We start from the raw sequence: 19,555 nt of genomic DNA, 5'->3' as shown, positions 1-19,555 counted from the left end.
TTAATTTTTATCTTTTTTGTTCGCTGTGTCGATAAATTCCTGCATAAAATCCCTTTCTTTTCTTTGATTAAATAACCCATTAATAGAGAAATTACTTGATTCAAAAGATTTTGAATTTCCTTCTTGAAATAACCTTACATGAGAATATTTAAAAAAATAAATTAAAAAACAACCTGCTATAAAGCCACCAATGTGAGCAAAATACGCAACTCCACCTTCACTACCCATTGAAACACTAAAAAATTGACTGATGATCCAGATACTTAGGACAATAAAAGCAGGAACTTTTATTACTGTTATAAAGATAAATAACCAAAATAAAACATTTACATTAGCTTTTGGATGAAGAACCAAATATGCTCCCAAAATTCCAGCAATTGCTCCACTTGCACCAATCATTGGGACATTGGATTCAGGGTCGATTGATGTCTGAAGTAAAGCAGCAGCTATACCAGATAGCAAATAAAAGATAAGGAATTTCTTGTGACCCATACTATCCTCAATGTTGTCACCAAAGATCCAAAGAAAAACCATATTGCCAATAAGATGTATCCATCCTCCATGCATAAACATTGAAGTGAGAATTGTTAAATATGGACTTATAAAGCTTTCTTGAGAACCAAGCAACGCTGCAGGAATGACTCCAAAATTATAAATTGCTTCCCTATTTAAATGAACAGGAAGTGTGCTCTGCCAGAGAAAAACGAAACAACAAATACCGATAATAAAATAACAGACTAAAGGTTTTGTAGCGCTTTCATTATCATCAGAAATTGGAAAGAAGAACATTAACTCTTATCTACATAGCCAAGGTCATTAACATTCTCTAAATGTCCTTTACGGTCAATGTCATACATCAAAAGTAATAATGTAGAAATTATAGGTAAACAAATGCCAATTACTACATGCACAAATGCAAATCTATTAATGATTTCACCGGTTAACATTTCTCTTGTTACATTTGGATCATCGAAACCAGCCCAACTGACAATTGAGCCTGCTATTAAAACACCGCCAGCCCCAATTAACTTTTGTATAAATCCATTAACAGTTCCCAACAATCCTTCTTCTCTTCTACCTGTAGTTGTTTCAACATCTTCAACAATCTCCATACCCATGGAGGTCACAAAAACAAATCCCAGTGAACCCAGGGCGGCAATTAGGCAACTATGGATGAGAAGAATCCACCAGATTGTGTCAGTTCCATTTGATGGAAAAAGCTGTAAATCAAAATAAGGATCTAATAGTCTTAAGATCATTGGTAAAGGGCCTATAAAAATAGAGAAAAGAAAAATTCCTACAGCAATTTTTTTCTTACTTCTTCCGCTCGCTATCCACGATGCTAGAAGAACTAGAGTTATTACTGAAATAGCTTGCCAGAGTGCAAATGAAGATACTTCGTTAGGCTTCCATTCCCAAAAATAATCAGAGTAATAAACTCCTGCACCTGTGTCAGTTCCTACTACTAATGCATAAATACAACCAGAGGCAAATAGCACTAACCATGATTTATTGGATAAAGTTTGTTTCGCCTCAGCTAGAAATGTAGGAATATGAAATGATCTTTCTGGAGGTACATGAAGATTAGGAATTTGGCTATGAGTCCCTATAGCAGTGAATGCTGTGCTAATAAAAATTCCTAAACCACCCCAGAAACCAAGAAGCTGATAACCTGTAGCATTAGAAAAACTATCTACAAGAAAGTATTCTTGGTGTATGAAAGCTATTCCAGCGCCACCAAACCACCCCAAGGCCATTGAAATACCAGCTATTTTATTCCTCTGATCATAGTCTTTGGTTAACTCAGGCGCTAAGGCTCCTCTGGGAATTTCGTAAAAGGTCATTGATACTCTCATGAGGATGAGAAGGAAAAGTAGTCTAGTAAAATGTGATGTCTGTGAAAGATCCCCTGGGTCCTGAAGAATAAAAAAATATGACAACGCAAAAGGAATTATCGCAATGTACATAAACGGATGCCTGCGACCCCATTTTGTTCTGACTCTATCTGACCATATACCAACCCAAGGATCAGTTAAAGCATCAACGACAAGTGCAATAGCTATTGCTAAAGCAACCATATCAGCATCCAAGCCTAAGACACGATTATAGTAATAGAGCAACCAGTAACCTAAAAGATTATTTTTAATTCCACCTCCAATAGCACCTATGCCATAGGTTCCAAGCATTCCATTTGAAGCGCTTTGGGCTTTAACTAAATCTTTATCCATTAATCTTATTTTCCCTAATTAACGACTTTCTTTATACCTTAAATGAGACTAAATAAATACCTTAAAATTTTTTTTCGAAGTAGAATAAATGAGGGAGAAAATTATGGCTAGATTAAAAGATAAGGTTGCAATAATCACTGGAGCTGGAAGAGGTATAGGAAGAGAAATATGCCTTTATTTAGCATCAGAGGGAGCAAAAATTGTTGTAAATGATTTGGGTGGAGGTAGAGATGGAAGCGGTGAAAGTAAAGTAGCCGATGAGGTTGTTGAAGAAATAAAAGCACTTGGCTCTGATGCAGCGGCCAACTATGACTCCGTGGGAACAGTTGAAGGTGGACAAAATATATTTAATACTGCAATAGATGCTTTTGGTCGAGCGGATATACTTGTCAATAATGCAGGAGTCTTGAGGGATAGAACACTTTACAATATGGAAGAATCTGATTGGGACGTCATAATGGAGGTTCATCTAAAAGGTCACTACAACTGCACTAGACCGTTAGTAAGGTACATGAGAGATAATAATGTCTTGGGTTGCAGAATTATTAATATGTCATCTGTTTCAGGATTATTTGGGAATTTTGGACAAGTAAATTATGGCGCAGCTAAAGAAGGAATAGCCGGCTTTACCAGATCACTTGCATTAGAAGTTGCTAAGTATAAATGTACAGTTAATACAATCTCTCCTGGAGCGGCTACTAGACTGACAATTGATCTTATTGAAGCTGCAGGAAGAAAATACGATGAAAATGATTGGACACAAGGACCGGGTCAAATAGCTCCTGTAGTAGCCTGGCTATGTACAGAGGAAGCTAGCGAGGTAACTTCACAAATCATACATTCTCAAGGTGGAATACTTGGTATTATGCAACAACCTGCGATTATTCAATCTTTTACTACCGACAATTTATGGACTCTAGAACAATTAGATAAACTTATACCAGAACTAGTTGAAACTAGAAAATTTCATGATCAAGAGGTAGAAGAAAAAGGCGCACCAAAAAAGGTCTGATCAACCCAACCAGACGGAAGCTGAACATCTTATGTCAGAAGCTGAAGCACCAGCTTCAAATATATACTCTGCAGGTTCCACTTGCCATGAATGATTATCGACATTCCAGAAGGATAAATCTCTTTCTGATAATTCAAATTTTATCTTTTGAGTCTCACCTGGTTCCAAAGAAATTTTCGTAAATTTCTTCAACTCTTTTGGAGGACGATCAACTTTTGAATCTGGCACTTTAATATAGCCTTGTATGATTTCCTTGCCAGCTACATTGCCAACATTACTTATTTCTAGTTCAAAAGCAGCCACAGAAGCATTTCCTTTTGGAGGAACAGCTCTCAAATTTGAATACTCAAAGGACGTATATGATAGTCCATGTCCAAATGGGAATAATGGTTCAATTTCTTCCTTTTCGTACCATCTATATCCAATATATAAACCTTCTTCATAATCCATTTGAAGATCTTTACCTGGGTATGTCGCATAAGCTGGCGTATCTTTAATTGATTTTGGAAATGTGGTTGGCAATTTACCTGACGGGTTTATTTTTCCAAAGATTATGTCAGATAAAGAATTTCCAAACTCTTGACCTGGAAACCAACATTGTAAGATTGAACCAGCGTCTTCAACCCAAGGCATTAAGCAAGGTGATCCAGTATTCAATACAACTACAGTATTTTTATTGACTTTACATATTTTCGCAATTAACTCATCTTGGTTGGAGGGTAAGTCTAGGTTTGACCTATCATTTCCTTCGGTTTCCCAATCTGAATTAGTACCAACTATTAAGATTACCGCATCCGCCTCTTTTGCTACAGAAATAGCTTCCTCCATTAAGTCATGTTGATCTGGTGCCTGCATTCCAATTTGGACAGCTGGGAATCTTCCCTCCCATTTATATTCAACCTCTAATAGATATGTTTGCCCTTCTTCAAAATTTATTTTTTTTCTTTTTGGAGCAGAACCCATTCCAAAAAATGCATCGCCTGGATCTTGAGAAGTCCAATTATCGATCTGATTTACACCATTTATTGAGAGCCTAGAAGGTCCAATACTAAATATTTCAAAATCATACTCTCCAGAGAATTTAGGTTGCAATTCACCTGTAAACCTAACACTCAATGAAGGTCGTTTAGATTGCGCAACTATATCTAAACCAAAACCTCCCATAGCCCAAAACTTATTACCTTTGAGAATCTTGGTTTCAATGGGTTGGCCTTCAAACTCTTGTCCATCATAAAATTCAACCTTAAATCCATTATTTTCTTTAAAAAGTTCACCTGGAATTGCAGGTAAGAATTTATGAGTGTGGCAGCCCTTTGCATAATCAACTTTCTTACCTTTACCTAAAGCAGACTCAATTCCCTCTAATGGATGGATGACATAATGCGGACTTAGTGATGCACTCCCTCCTCCCATATATTGTCCCTTAAGAGCATTGGGTCCAATAACAGCAAGTTTTTTGATTTTATCTTTTTGTAAGGGTAAGACTCCATCATTCTTGAGTAAAACCATACCTTCAGATCCAGCTTTTCTTATAAGAATCCTATCTTCTTCTAAATCGTTACTCTCTTCAGGCATCTCATCTAATTTATCTAATCTCCCCGTAAATTCAGCTACTCTTAAAATTCTTCTCACCTTATCGTCAACTGTTTCTTCATTGACCTTACCGTCACTAACAGCTTTGACAAGATTTTCACCCCAACTTCTGGCAGGACCTGGCATTTCACAATCAAGACCACCATTGGCATTCCCAATTGTATCTTGTGCAGCTCCCCAATCACTGACTACATATCCAGGAAAATTCCATTCATCTTTAAGAACTTTATTGAGCATCTCGTCATGAGAGGAGCAAAATATATTATTTAATTGATTATAAGCTGACATAACTGACAAAGATCCAGCTTTTACGCCCATTTCAAAAGGTAAAAGATATAACTCCCTCAAAGTTCTTTCATCAATATTTGAACTTACAAAGTGTCTTTGATATTCAGTATCATTACCGATGAAATGTTTCAGACATGCTGAGACTCCAACAGATTGAACACCTGTTACATAGCTGCTTGCTAGCTCACCAGTTAGAATAGGGTCTTCGGAGTAACATTCGAAATGTCTACCACCTAATGGATGCCTATGCAGGTTAATGGTTGGACCCAAAAGAACATCTGCATCTTTGCTCTTTGCTTCTACTCCAATAGCTCTTGCAATATTTTCAATATTATCTTTGTCCCAAGAAGAAGAAAGGCATGAGGCACTTGGAAAGCAAGCCGAAGTAGCACCAGAAACTGAATCTCCTCTGGCACCTATAGGGCCATCAGTCATCTTTACTCGTGGAATGTTAAGTCTAGGTACCGCAGTGGTATGCCAAGCTGAAGAACCTGACAAAATAGAAACTTTTTCTTCAAGGGTAAGCTCCCCTATTAAGGATTCTATTCTGTCCATAGAAGCAAATTGTGATTAGGCGTAATCTCTTGCTTTGTAGATAGATTTTCTTGGTTTAGCAAATACGTTTCTCACCATCGGTTCAAACTCTTCGATGGACATGCATTCATAATCTGGATCAAAAGAATTTTGATCATATTTTGCACAAAACTCAGCACAAGCATGCCAATAAGGACTATCTCTGTATTCATCTCTCATATTTTTGTCCAGTCCTAAAAAGTCAAAGAAATAGTAACCTTGGAAGATTCCGTGATGTTTCACAATCCAATAGTTCTCTTCAGAAACAAACGGTTGCAGCATTGTGGCAGCAAGGTCAGCATGATTTGCCGAGGCCAAGGTATCTCCAATGTCATGGAGTAAGGCACAAACTACGTATTCTTCGTCTCTTCCATCTTTATATGCTCTTGTAGCAGTTTGTAAACAATGAGTAAAACGATCAACAGCAAAGCCGCCGGTATCACCTTTTAAAATAGCCAGATGTTCTAATATTCTATCGGGTAAATTTTTTGCATATTCAGAAGTTTCTCTACCGATGATTGCATAATCCTCGGCAGTACCATTTAGCATTTCAGTAAAAGTTGCTTGTTTTGACATAAAGCCTCCCGTTTATTAATTTAATTTTGCCAGAATATGTAAATTTTTTCTATAGTCAGGCCATCTTGTTAATAATATTGTTTCCCTAAGGATCTATTAAAACAGGGATTCATTACCTTTATGGATCTTATAGTGCAAGTTACTAAACAGTTAAGAAGAAGTAATGCTAGAATAACATTTTAACTTTTATTGATATGGCAAAAAAATACGAAAACTTTCAAGTCGGAGAAAATCTTTGGAGAAGTGAAAATACTTACAAAGTTTATACTAATACTCTTTTAGAAAAACTCGTTGCAAGTAAAACAATTATTGATCCAAATGGGTCTACCGGTGGACATAGACTGATTGAATCGGAAGTTGTTTATGTATTTCTATCTGGTGTCGGTGAAATGGAAGTCGTGGAGTACGCAAATCACGAAGCCGGTCATGGAACAAATCCTAGTTTTGGTATTGAACACAAAGCTGAGATGACTATAACTGCAGGAAACATCATCTTAGCTGAAGAAGGTGACTACGTTAAAGTTAAAAATACGTCTAAACTCGAGCAGCTTATTTATCTGAGAGTTTTCGATAGTGAGGGTGCTAGAAAGTAAAAAAAATCCCCACCCTAGGGCGGGGATTCCGAAAAGCGTATCTCAACTACTTTTCAACTAACTGTTAAAACTGTTAGCCGGAACCGGGGTAACCCGTGTCAGAAGGATACTCCTGTTGTTCCTCTTCTAAAATAAATACTAATAGTGATCACCTCCTGTAGAGGGTAATAAAGATCCACAAATTCAATTCCCCTCGTGTTAAATTGAATGTGGGACGCCTAAAGCAAGAATATCAATAAATTTATTTTTATAAAAGAATTATTTTATAGTTTCAGAATTTAGATTAAGCCACGAGATTTCATCAGCAGTTAAATCAATTTTTATAGCTTCTAATGAACTTTCAGTTTCAAAAAAGTTTCTAGGACCTATCAATGGAAAAGATGGAAACTTTTGGTTAAGCACAAATGATAAAGCCAATTGGATTGGAGCAACTGACTTTTGAAAAGCTAACTCAAAACATCTCTTTCGTCTTTCTTTGTTTTCCTTGCTTCCCCATACCCTTTCTTGTTCTTCTCTGTTTGGATCAGCAACATGTCTTAATCCAGAAAATTCTTGAGAGTCAAGAAAAAAACCTCTGGCTTGACTAGACCAAGGAAAGATAGCAACCTGACTATCGGTAAGATATTCGACATAATCATCATTAGAACAGCTGTAACATCCTGGCCAAACAGGATTGTTCATGCGTGCAAGACTGAAATTATTACTCAAAACTGTAAAGGGCTCCTTTCCATTGGATAAAGCATAGTTATTCGCTTGTTTAAATCTTTTTAATGACCAATTCGAAGCACCGAAAACCTTTATCAGTCCTTCTTCTTTGAGATCATTTAAAGTATCGATAAAACCTTCAACTGGTAAAGACTCGTTATCTCTATGTAAGCAATAGATATCCAGATATTCAGAGGACATTCTATTTAAAGTTTCCTCTAATTGCGGCCTAATTTTGTCTGGTTCGCAATCGGGTGTATGTGCCCCTTTTCCAAGAATTACAACTTCTTCTCTCAAATTCCTAGATTCAATCCAACTTCCCAAGTAATAATCACTCTTTCCATTGTTGTAAATATAGGCTGTATCGAAAACATTTCCTCCTTTCATGTAAAAATGATCAAACATTGCAAATGCATGATTAGTATCGGATTGATTATCGCAACCGAATACTAAACGAGACAATTCTTTATCAATTCCTGGAATCTTTAGAGTTGGCAGTATTTCTCTTGGAATTTTGTTAGAAATGACGGGAAACTTTCTTCTTTCCCCCCTATCTTCATCATAAACGACTCTTAAATCTTTTCTCCAAGTATCCAGAGCGATCATATTGCCATGAGAATCATTATGTGGAATAAGCGACGATTCTGTAGCTTGGGTATGAAAAGTTTCTGAAAAATGATCTATTTCTAATGCATAAATTCCTTTATCAGTTGAAATATCAATCTCCTCTTCATTACCTTCTTTATCTATTATTTTTAATTGAGATTTTCTGTCTGTAAACTCTCCACAATGCCAAGGTTGATTTACTAAGATAGTATTGGTGCCATCTGTAATTCTTACATCACTCTCTGAGCTTAGATTGGTAGCTGACTTTATTCTAGCTACTGATTTATCTTCAAACGTTAAAATTGCTGAAGCATTTAGATCTATTTCTTGAGAATTTAACTCTCCCTCTCCTTCGATTGATATTGGATTTAGAAAGTTCTTACCATTTGCAGCTCCTACAGCATGTCGTGATATGGAAACTGGATAACATCCAATATCCAAAATAGATCCGCCACCTAATTCACGGTTAACCAGTCGATGAGTTTCTGGGACATCAACTGAAAAGCAAAATTCAGCACTTATATCTAATGGAGCATTCAACTTCTGTTGAATAATCTCCATTATTTTTTTGGTTTGCGGGTGTATTTTGTACATAAATGCTTCCATCAGAAGTGTGTTATTTTTTCTGGATAGATCTATAAGAGCCATTGTTTCGGTCGCATTAATAGTCATAGGCTTCTCACAAAGAACTGCTTTTTTATTTTTTAGGCATTGGGCTGTGAGTTCAAAGTGACTTGTGTGAGGTGTTGCTACATAAATCGCATCAATTTCTGGCATTGAAATTAAATTGTGATGACCTCCAATTGGTTTGCAACCATAAGGTGCACAAAATTCTTTTGCCCTTTGTTCAGTGCTACTGGCTACAGCAACTAATTGACCTTCAGTTTCTTTTAAAGCATCTGCAAACGCTTTTGCTATTGAACCAGTACCTAATATTCCCCATTTAATTATTTTCATATTGTTTCCTTTTGAAGTTGTCTCAATAGATCCTTATGCATTTTTGAGTCTATAGGGTAGAAATAAATTATTATTAGACTACATGAAATACCCAATATAGGTATCAAAGTCATTATAATTTTCATATTATCAACTGTAGATGCAGACATAACTTGATTTGCCTGATACCCAATTGCATCTAAAACCCAGCCTAAGATTAATACTGCTATTGCTATAGACCCTTTTTGAGCAAACGTCATAAATCCATATAATGATGACTCACTTCTAACCCCAGTATGTACTTCCCCATATTCAATAGTATCAGGTAGCATGGACCAAAATAAAATCCCTCCTGCACCGCTGCCAAAACCAATAAACGCGACTAAAAAAAGTAATTCATTTAGTGTCTTAATATCATAAAAATAAAATAATATTAATGAAGATAAGGTTATTGCGCTTGAGATTAACCATGTAATTTTCTTACCTAATCTGTTAGAGATGATCCACCAAATTGGTATACTTAAAAAAGCTACTATGCCACTAGTAAATAGAATTACTCCTTGGTGTGCATGCAGATCCAAAGCATATTTCGTGTAATAAATTAGGTTATTTCCAAAAAATATAGTTGTAATTCCTACAATTAAAGTTGCAGAAAAAACCAGCCAAAAAGGTTTATTCTTTCCAATTGCCATTGCTGCATCAGCAAGACTTCCACCAACTCTCTCTATACCCTGATCACTCTCAGGTTCTTTTACTGTTATAAAAGTTATTGAGTGTATGAGTATGGCAGTTATTCCAGCTATAGAAGCTAAAACTATAAACCCCATACTTTCATCCTCTCCTCCAACCCAAAAAATAATTGGAAAAGCTAAAAGGGCCATCAGGTTTGTTCCAGTTTGAGCTCCTAACATTCTAAAACCGGTTAAATTAGTCCTTTCTCGACTATCAGAAGTTATCCTTGGAGTGAGAGATGAAAATGGAACGCTCACTAAAGTAAAGCATGTCCTATGCAATAAATTTGCGAATAAAAGAAAAAAGAATAATAAAGAACCTTCTAGAGGTGGAACCCAAAACAATAAAACAAATGACAAAGCCAAAGGAATATTGCCGAACAATAAATATGGACGATAAACACCCCATTTTGTTCTTGTTCTTTCAGCTATGTAACCCATGAATGGGTCAGTGGCAGCATCCCAAGCCATCCCAATAAAATAAATCAACCCTGCTAAGGATGCAGATATACCAACAACATCTGTATAAAAATATAGAAGATATAAGCCTACCCCACTCCAGTATAAACAAATTGCTATATCTCCTATTCCATAGCCTATCCTTGTCTTTAATGTTAGTCTTTCGACTATAGATTCAGTCATTGTAGATAAGTTTATAGGTATAAAATAAAGATTAAAGGCTTATACAAAGAATGATTTGTCAGTAAGTTTTTATTTAGTACTCAATGATCTTACTTCTATCGCATCAGCAGAATTTTCTGAAAGGATACCTGAAATCACAACAAATTTTAACTCTCTTGTGGGTGAGAGTTCTTTCTTTAAAATTTTCATAATTGATTGAAGATTTTTTTCATGATCTGAGTGCATAGACGATTTATAAGCATGAACAGAGCCAGTTAAAGACAATTGTTTAATAGTTTTATTATTATTGCTAAATGCAAATATAGGAATCATAAAGGGTTTAGCATTAGCTACAATTTCAGCAGTTTGACCTGACCGAGTAATTGCAATGATCCCATCAGCTTTAATAGATTCAGCTATATCCTTTGCTGCTACGCCTAGATGTTGCCAGTCTGTTTTAGATATGAGTTTGCTTTCATAACCAAGAGTTCTGTATTTTTCGGTTTGCTTCGCTATTCTTGATATAAATTTTACAGACTCAATTGGGTATTTTCCGATAGTGGTCTCACCCGATAACATGACAGCATCGGCTCCTTCATAAATTGCATTTGCAACATCAGTAACTTCTGCTCTTGTGGGTGTGGGATTATCAATCATTGATTCTAGAAGGTGAGTAGCGACAATAGACCTCACTCCGTATTTTGCGCAGTTAGACATTATCTTTCTTTGGATATTTGGTAAATTTGCAAGATCAGTTTCAATACCTAAGTCTCCTCGTGCCACCATTACAGAGTCAGAAACTTCACAAATTTCTTCAATATTCGATAACCCTTCTCTGTCTTCAATCTTTGAAATAATTTTTACTGTTTTAGTCTTATTTTTAAGAATCTCTTTTAAATCGTCTATATCAGAAGCATTTCTTACAAAGGACAAGGCGATAAAATCCACATCCTCTTTTAAACCAAATGCAATGTCCCTTTTATCTTTTTCAGTAACTGAAGGCAAGTTAATGCGAATACCTGGTAAATTGACATGTCTTTTGCTTCCAAGCTTTCCACCATCTAGGACCTTACACTCAAGTTCATTTTTAGATTTTTTAAGTACTTTAAAATTTAGCAGTCCATTGTCTAAACTAATAAGTGTTCCGACATTTACACTTTGAATGAGCTCATCATAATGAACTCTTATTGATGTAGTTTCCACATCAACCTCATCTCGAATAGTGAAAGAGACTAATTGACCAGGTTCAAGATTAACAACTTGTGAAGTGTCACCTGTTCTTATTTCCGGACCTTGCGTATCTAACAAAATTCCAACAGGAGTCCCTATTGACTGATTGAGTTTTTTTATACGATCTATTATCTTCTTTGCATTTTTATGATTGGAATGAGACATATTTAATCTAGCTACATTCATACCAGCTTCATGAAGTTTTTTAATACTTGAGAAACTCTCTGTTGAGGGTCCTATGGTGCAAATAATTTTAGTTCTTTTGAATTTCATACTGTAATGCTGAGCATACTACAGAAGAAAAAGAAGAAGACAAAAAAAACAGGCTCCTAAGAGCCTGTTTCTCGTTTTTTATGAAATTAGAAACGGTATCTCATGTCTACTCCCATTACTCTAGGAGGTAGTGCTGTAACAGATTTTCGATAATTTGTTTCATGATCTCCTGTGCTTAAGGCATAGTAATTATCGTTATCAAACAAGTTATCGATGTAAGCTCTCACAGATAGATTTCCGTCTTGACTGAACCAAGAAATATTTAAATTAGTAGTCTCTCTTGAATCAATCCTATCAAGCGGCCTTTGTATACCTGAAGCTGAAAAATCTCCAGTATACGAATGACTTAGCAAGTAATACAGTGGACCAAATCTTGTATCTTGTTCATAACTTACTCTAATTGTAGCTTTCTCTTCAGGTATACCCTTCAAAGGACCACCTTTAAGGTTTACTGTATAGTCAGCTGCTTGAGATGGATCAGTAACTTGAGCTGAAATAAATCCTTGAGTAAACGTTCCAAAAACAGGAACTGGATTTATTGGGTCATCCACAGTAAAGACAAAATAGTCTTCCCCGTACTCAGTTTCTGTATAGCTAAAATTACCAGATAAAGTTAGTCTCTCAGTTGCAGCATAATATAGTTCTACTTCAAACCCTTTATTTGTTATGCCATCGGCATTTGATACAAAATTTGCACCTGCACCACGAATTGGATCAAATTGCTGTAATTCGTCTTGATATCCATCGTAATCATATTGATATATTGATGCAAACACCTGAAGGGTTTCATCCAAATGTAAGCCCTTATATCCTATCTCTACAGCTTCAACAGTTTCTTCATCGTAAGAAACAAGTCTTTGATTATCTCCTATTGGAGTTCCAAATTCATCTCTCTCGCTATCATATTGTCCTGAAACACCTAGAGCATATCCTCCAGATCTAAATCCTGTTGTAACGGAGAAATACCACAAAGTATTGTCGTCGGGTTCATAATCAAGATTAATTCTAAAATTAGTGTCACTCCATTTGTCTTCAGCACCAACTAACCTTGTATAGCTGTAAGGTATACCTTGACCTAACCTTAATGGAGTTGCACAAGAACTCGCAGTTATTTCACAAGTTGGTGTTATAGGATTATTTGGATCTATTGAAAGAGAATAAATAGCTGCTGCAGGAATTAACCCAGCTTGTGCGGCGGCTGTATATTGAGCAACTAATGCTGGATCATAATTATATGAAGCAGCTCCCATAGCAACATTAGTAGCAGCTAATGCAGTGACTCCTTGACTACCAATAGTAGCAAAAGGAGCTCCCGTCATTAGATTAAGCACAGGCAAGTATGGTGCCAGTGTACTTGCAAATAATTCAGTGTAACCACCGGCATTTTCAAGAGCACTTTTTTCATCCTCTGCGTAACGAACGCCTAAAGTTAAGGCAAATTCGTCATTCATTTGCCATGTACCTTGAGTAAATACAGCATATGCGTCATTTTGAACTTCATTTGTGTGCCTATATACACGTCCTAACGGATCTCCTCCCCATCTTCCAGAAACTGTTCTTCCTAATATTCCACTGGCTTCAGTAACATGAGGAGCAGTAGCCCATGTCCCATAAGGATTAGTTGCGCCAAATAAGCTCATCATAGTCATAGATGGAATATGTGGCAGTCCCGGAAGAGCAAGCTCTATTCCTGTGGCAGCCGCCACAGTTCCCCAGGGCATGTCTAAAACACCGTAATTAGCTGGATTCAGAATATAAGGTGCATTGTTCGCCAAAGAATAGATCTGTCGTCTACTTTCATCCATAAAAAATGCTCCTGAAGTAACTTCAATGTCATCTCCTAACATCCAGTTCAAATTAACCTCATGAGTTGTCATATGAACATCTTCTCTAACAGTTACACGATACATGGAGAATGTATCGTTATTAGTCTCATCCTGATCAATATTGAAGTCATAATTAAAATCAACTTTTCCATACAAGTAGGTTAGAGTCATATCATCGTTTATATCCCAAGTATATTTAGCTTGTTGACCCTCGTGTTCAAATTTTTCTCTATTTGAATTACATGCTGGAGGTCCATAGGGGAAATCTTCACAATTTTGGTCATAATTGATGTCAACATCATATGTTCCGATGACGGATGGCGCATCAGACCTGCCGAACATAGGGTTGTATCTGTATGGAAAACCTATAATGTCTACTCCAGGTCTTCTTGGAGCACCGTATCCAACTACACCAGTAATAGTATTTTCGAACTTTATAGCTCCTGGTGTTGAAGCTGTTACTGGTCTTAGACCATATACTGGATCAGACGTATTTCTAGTTCCTCTATTATCGCCATATCCCTCTGTGATCAAAACTCTATTTCCGATGATTCTGTCAGACAATCTATCATTGGCCCTTACCTGAAAGGACATGTCATCGTTAATATTCCAAAGTAAAGTCAAAGCTATATTTTCATCATCTAGGCTATCAGTATCTGGACCAGTACCTACATTTTTCTGAATACCATCTCTATCAGAAGTCATTGCAATAACCCTGTAAGCTAAGGAATCAGTTATCGGGGCAGAACTCATAAGGTAATATTGTTCAGTTCCATAATCTCCAAGAACTGCTCTTACTTCACCTTCTGCTTCAAAAGTAGGCTTCTTCGTAATGTAGTTGATGGCTCCACCAATTGAGTTACGTCCGTATAAAGTACCTTGAGGTCCACGAAGAACCTCAATACGCTCTACATCGTAAAGATAGCTTTCACCAGCGGCAATACCAAAGTCAGGGGAATAAATACCATTGTAATAAGTAGCAACACCTGGGTCGCCACCAAGCGCCCTGAAGTTCCTACCTACACCTCTAATTCTTACATCATACGCATCCCTTGTTGTAGCAGGCAATTGATCCATTAGATCATTAGCTCCCTGCATACCTAAGTCTTCAATTAGTGATGAATCAAAGGCTGTTATTGACATAGAAGTATCAGAAACAGTTGAAGTCCTTTTTTCAGCTGTGACAGTTATTTCTTCTATGCCGCCGCGGTCTACTTCTTCCTCGTCAGAAAATAACGAGAAAGGTAAAATTGAAAGTGAAAGTGCGATTAACGAATAGATAATCTTTTGCATGGCATCCTCCCCAAAAGTGCAGATTTATCTGCTTAATTCCTTTTAAAACAAGTCTTAAAGACTCCCCTGATAGTCACATTAGCATAATTTGATTTTATTTTGCAACAAAAAAAACAGGCCTAAAAGGCCTGTTTTTCTCTTGAGAAAATTAGAATTTATATCTTAAATCTACTCCCATTGTTCTAGGACTTAATGCACTTACAGTTTTTCTGAAGTTCTGTTCTGCACTATCTGCTGATAACGCATAGTACATATCATTGTCCATAAGATTATCGATATAAGCTCTCACATTTACGCTTCCATCTTCGCTGTACCAAGATGCACTGATATTTGTGATTTCTCGCGACTCAATCCTGTCTAAATCCCTCTGCACTCCAGATGCTGAAAACGCACCAGTGTAAGAATGAGTAGCAAAGAGCCAAATCGGTCCCCAACGCGAATCCATTTCATAAGTAATATTCAAAGTTAACTTATCTTCAGGAATACCTTTTAGAGGTCCGCCTTTTAAATTAACAGTGTAGTCAGTTACAAATGCTGGATTATCATCCTCGCACGAAACATACCCTTGGGTACATTGCCCGAAAACAGCTACAGGATTTGTTGGATCATCAACAGTAAGTACAAAATAATCTTCCCCATATTCGGTCTTGGTGTAACTATAATTACCGGCAATGTTCAATCGATCATTTGCTTGATATTGCATTTCAATTTCAAAACCTTCATTGGTGATTCCGTTTGCATTAGAAACGAAATTTGCTCCAGCCCCTCTTATAGGATCGAACTGTTCTAACTCGTCTTGATATCCATCGTATTCATACTGATAAATCGAAGCAAAGATTTGAAGTGTATCGTCAAGATGGAGACCTTTATAGCCAATTTCAAATGCTTCAACTGTCTCTTCATCATAACTAACCAGAACCGATCCTGTACCATTAGGTACACCATTTTCGTCTCTGGCATCATCCCTTTGTCCTGAAATTCCTAGGGCATATCCACCTGCTCTAAATCCGGTAGTGAAAGAAAAATACCAAAGTTGATTATCATTAGGTTCATAATCAAGATTGATCCTGACATTTGTATCATCCCATGAATCCTCACCTGCTATGCTGCTAGTGTATGAATAAGGAATACCCTGTCCTACTCTAAGTGGAGTAGCACAAGTAGCTGAAGCAGTAATTTCGCAATTTGGAGTTATTGGCTGAGCTGGGTCTATAGAACCAGGGTATATAGCTGCTGCAGGCAATAAGCCTGCACCAGCTAAAGCAGTTAACTGAGTTAGAGTAGCTGGATTGTAATTCCAAGTTGCATTACCCATAGCGACATTCGTATGTGCTTCAGTAGTGGAGTCAGCTCCTATAGGTATAAAAGGATTTCCTGCAAGTAGATTTGCATAAGGGAGATATGCACCAACAGGTCCAGCAAATAGTTCAGCGTAACCTCCTCTAGCTTCTAAGGCTTCTTTTTCATCCTCAGCATATCTTGCACCTAAAGTTAATGCCCAAGTATCATTTATTTGCCATGTACCTTGTGTGAAATATGCAATAGCATCTGTTTGATTTTCGTTCTGATGGTTATAAACAGAACCTAAAGGATCTCCTTGCCATCTTCCAGTAATCGTTGATCCCAAAGGAGCAGAGCCGACTTTTACATGCGGAGTCAGTGCATCACTTGGCCAACCAAGAATTCCCATTATTGATGCAGGAACACCAATGAAAGCTAAACTAGCATCTAATAAACCGTAATTAGCAGCCTGAGTAATGTAAGGAACATTATTACTTAGAGTATAATTCTGCTGCCTGTTCTCATCCATTATAAAGACACCAGAAGTCATTTCTATGTCATCGCCGATCATCCAGTTTACATTTATCTCATGAGTAGTCATATGAACATCTTCTAAAACCGTTGTTCTATATTGTGAGAAGTCTGAATTAATATTATCTAGATCAATGTTAAACGTGTAATTGAAATCTACTTTACCGAATAGATAAGTGATTGTTGTTCTGTCATTTAAATCCCATGAGTACTTAGACTGAATACCTTCCTGTTCAAACATTACATGATTTGCAGCACAACCTGGAGGGCCATAAGGAAAATCATTACAGTTTTGATCATTATTTACGTTAACATCGTATGTCCCTATTACATCTGGACCGGTTGAACCGTAAGCTGGGTTAAATCTCCAAGGAAAACCTGAAGCATCTACACCGGGCCTTAATGGAGCTCCATAACCCACCTGACCTGTTATTGGGTTAGTAAAAGCTACTGCTCCGGGTGTGCTAGCTGTTGCACCCCTTAATCCATATACCGCATCAGTAGTATTTCTTGTTCCTCTATTAGGCCCATAACCCTCTGTAAGAAGCACATTGTTGTTAATAACTCTATCTGACAATCTATCATTAGCTCTTATTTGCAAAGACATATCATCATTAATGTTCCAGAGTACAGTAAAAGTTAAATTTTCGTCATCAAGTGAGTTTGTATCTGGACCAGGCCCTATACTTTTTTGAACTCCATCTCTTTCTACTGTTATAGCTGTTAATCTGTAGGCAATATCTTCAGTTATTGGTGCGGAAGACATTAAAAAATATTGTTCTAGTCCATAGTCTCCCAATACAGTTCTTATTTCACCTTCTGCTTCAAAAGCAGGTTTTTTAGTAATGTAGTTGATAGCTCCACCTATGGAATTACGTCCATATAAAGTACCCTGAGGTCCCCTTAAAACTTCGATCCTTTCAACATCATATAAATAGTTTTCAGAGGCTGCTATACCAAAATCAGGGGAATATATTCCGTTATAGTAGGTAGCAACTCCTGGATCACCACCCAATGCTCTAAAGTTTCTTCCAACCCCACGAATCCTGACATCATACGCATCACGAGTTGTAGCTGGCAGTTGATCCATAAGATCATCTGCACCTTGCATACCCAGATCTTCAAGTAATGAAGAATCAAATGCAGTTATTGACATTGAAGTATCAGAGACTGTTGATGTTCTTTTCTCTGCAGTTACGGTAATTTCTTCTATTCCACCTCTGTCCACATCTTCATCGTCTGAGAATAAATTTGCAGAGAGAATTAGAAGAGAACCTAAAAGAAGTACTAAGGATCTATTTTTCATGTTTTTCCCCTAAAAAATAGTTTTTTTATCCTCAAAAAACTATTTCATAAACACTATGAAATCCTTTTCCACTTCTTACTATGCCCTTTTAAAGGTCATAGTGCAATTTTTTTAATGCTTTTTTATATGACTTTTTAGGTGTTATTGAGAGTTAAATTTAACCCTTAGGAGTTTCCAGCTCGCCCTTTTTCATTAGATAAGCAATCGCAACTGACATCATTACAAAATTTAAAATTGTTACGCCCCATATTTTAAACTGCACCCAAGCCTCTAGTGACATGAAATATATGAAATATAAGTTTACAAAACCAACAAAAATAAGGAAAAAACCCGCAAAGTTTGTCACATTTGATTTAGCAGACGAGGATGTGGCATCAGACTGTGGACCTAATTGTGATAGAAGCATATTGAGTAAAATCGGACCTCTATAAAAATTAGAAATGACAAGAATTAAACCGAAAAGCCAATGTACTATTGAAAATTTCCACTGTAAAAAAATAGGATCTCGAAGAGCTATCGTGATGATACCCAGAGGCATCAACAGACACCACGATATAAACAAAGGTTTTGAAACCTTAGAATGAGCAAGCTTTTCCAAAATAACTTGAATTGTAACGAGTCCCATAATTACATAAGACAAATAAAAAAAGTCTCTAGTTATCCCCCACGTTAAGGCAAAGGCAATTAACAACAATAAGGGGTTATTAAAAAATTTGCTTAATTTTTTCATTCTTAACTTATTTTAAATGAGGTTTCAGACTGTTAAAAACAATTTCTGCAATTAAAGGTTGAGCATCCTTATTAGGATGAATTCCATCAGACAACATAAGTTCTTTTTTTAGTGCAATATCATTCAACATAAAAGGTAACAAAATTACCTCTTTTTCTTTGGATAAAGTCGGATAAATAGATTCAAACTGAGTCTGATACCTCTTTCCATAGTTTGGTAATATTCTAATTTGCATCAAAAAGACATCAATGCCTCGTTCTTTTGAAGCTTCTATCATCTTATTAAGATTTTCATATATTTTTTTAGGAGGATAACCTCTCAATGCATCATTACCACCCAGTTCAAGTAGTAAAAATGTTGGTTTTAGTTCATCTAATATTCTAGAGATTCTAGTTAACCCACCTCCTGTTGTTTCACCAGAAACACTCCTGTTATAGACGCTAATTTCAAAACCTTTATCTGATAGTAAAGTTTTAAGAGATTCTGACCACTGGCTCTCTTTTTCCATTCCATATCCAGCACTGATACTATCTCCGTAGATCAATATTGAATTATTTTCTTCAGAGCTCGTAGTTGAAGCAATTAGAATAAATATAAATAAACTTAAGGCTTTCATTATTTAA

Annotated in this window: 13 protein-coding genes and 1 pseudogene; 2 read left to right on the top strand and 12 right to left on the bottom strand. The window is 36.5% G+C overall.

The window, feature by feature from the left end; all coding sequences use genetic code 11:
* Positions 1–789 (bottom strand): rhomboid family intramembrane serine protease, encoded by a 789-nt coding sequence (locus M9C83_03280; GenBank protein URQ67230.1) that lies wholly within the window; start codon positions 787–789, stop codon positions 1–3.
* Positions 789–2,228 (bottom strand): MFS transporter, encoded by a 1,440-nt coding sequence (locus tag M9C83_03275; protein URQ67229.1) that lies wholly within the window; start codon positions 2,226–2,228, stop codon positions 789–791. The genes M9C83_03280 and M9C83_03275 overlap by 1 nt, the downstream gene beginning before the upstream one ends.
* A 103-nt stretch (positions 2,229–2,331) precedes the next feature.
* Between M9C83_03275 and M9C83_03270 the strand changes: the two genes are divergently transcribed.
* Positions 2,332–3,240: an SDR family NAD(P)-dependent oxidoreductase gene (locus tag M9C83_03270; protein ID URQ67228.1), complete on the top strand. Its 909-nt coding sequence runs from the start codon at positions 2,332–2,334 to the stop codon at positions 3,238–3,240.
* Here M9C83_03270 and M9C83_03265 read toward each other — a convergent pair whose 3' ends face one another.
* Positions 3,241–5,676: a glycoside hydrolase family 3 C-terminal domain-containing protein gene (locus M9C83_03265; GenBank protein ID URQ67227.1), complete on the bottom strand. Its 2,436-nt coding sequence runs from the start codon at positions 5,674–5,676 to the stop codon at positions 3,241–3,243.
* Between the two features lie 15 nt (positions 5,677–5,691).
* Positions 5,692–6,270, bottom strand: coding sequence for an HD domain-containing protein (locus M9C83_03260; GenBank protein URQ67226.1), 579 nt, complete (start codon positions 6,268–6,270; stop codon positions 5,692–5,694).
* A gap of 194 nt (positions 6,271–6,464) precedes the next feature.
* On the opposite strand from M9C83_03260, the gene M9C83_03255 reads away from it, so the two are divergent.
* Positions 6,465–6,863 (top strand): cupin, encoded by a 399-nt coding sequence (locus tag M9C83_03255; protein URQ67225.1) that lies wholly within the window; start codon positions 6,465–6,467, stop codon positions 6,861–6,863.
* 258 nt (positions 6,864–7,121) lie between these two features.
* Here the strand turns inward: M9C83_03255 and M9C83_03250 are convergent, their stop codons facing one another.
* The 8 genes and pseudogenes from M9C83_03250 to M9C83_03215 all read right to left on the bottom strand — a co-directional run bounded on the left by M9C83_03250 (position 7,122) and on the right by M9C83_03215 (position 19,548).
* Positions 7,122–9,131, bottom strand: a complete 2,010-nt coding sequence (locus tag M9C83_03250) for an aldo/keto reductase (protein URQ67224.1) — start codon at positions 9,129–9,131, stop codon at positions 7,122–7,124.
* Positions 9,128–10,483 carry a glycoside-pentoside-hexuronide (GPH):cation symporter gene (locus M9C83_03245; GenBank protein URQ67223.1) on the bottom strand — a complete coding sequence of 452 codons (1,356 nt, stop codon included), beginning with the start codon at positions 10,481–10,483 and terminating at the stop codon, positions 9,128–9,130. Before M9C83_03245 ends, M9C83_03250 begins: the two co-directional genes overlap by 4 nt.
* A gap of 69 nt (positions 10,484–10,552) precedes the next feature.
* Positions 10,553–11,965, bottom strand: coding sequence for a pyruvate kinase (pyk, locus tag M9C83_03240; protein ID URQ67222.1), 1,413 nt, complete (start codon positions 11,963–11,965; stop codon positions 10,553–10,555).
* 86 nt (positions 11,966–12,051) lie between these two features.
* Positions 12,052–15,084, bottom strand: coding sequence for a TonB-dependent receptor (locus M9C83_03235; GenBank protein URQ67221.1), 3,033 nt, complete (start codon positions 15,082–15,084; stop codon positions 12,052–12,054).
* Between the two features lie 148 nt (positions 15,085–15,232).
* Entirely contained in the window at positions 15,233–17,503 is a 2,271-nt protein-coding gene (locus tag M9C83_03230; protein URQ67392.1) for a TonB-dependent receptor, read from the bottom strand.
* A 228-nt stretch (positions 17,504–17,731) separates the two neighbouring features.
* Positions 17,732–18,007, bottom strand: a pseudogene (locus tag M9C83_03225) (TonB-dependent receptor plug domain-containing protein).
* 352 nt (positions 18,008–18,359) lie between these two features.
* A complete protein-coding gene (locus tag M9C83_03220; GenBank protein URQ67220.1) occupies positions 18,360–18,932 on the bottom strand; it encodes a septation protein IspZ in 573 nt (190 codons plus the stop codon).
* Positions 18,933–18,939: 7 nt separating this feature from the next.
* Positions 18,940–19,548 carry an arylesterase gene (locus M9C83_03215; GenBank protein ID URQ67219.1) on the bottom strand — a complete coding sequence of 203 codons (609 nt, stop codon included), beginning with the start codon at positions 19,546–19,548 and terminating at the stop codon, positions 18,940–18,942.
* Positions 19,549–19,555: the final 7 nt, after the last annotated feature.

The sequence above is a fragment of the SAR86 cluster bacterium genome (genome assembly GCA_023703575.1).
In the GTDB taxonomy this organism is placed as follows: domain Bacteria; phylum Pseudomonadota; class Gammaproteobacteria; order Magnimaribacterales; family Magnimaribacteraceae; genus Magnimaribacter.
This window is presented reverse-complemented; position numbering and strand designations above follow the sequence as displayed.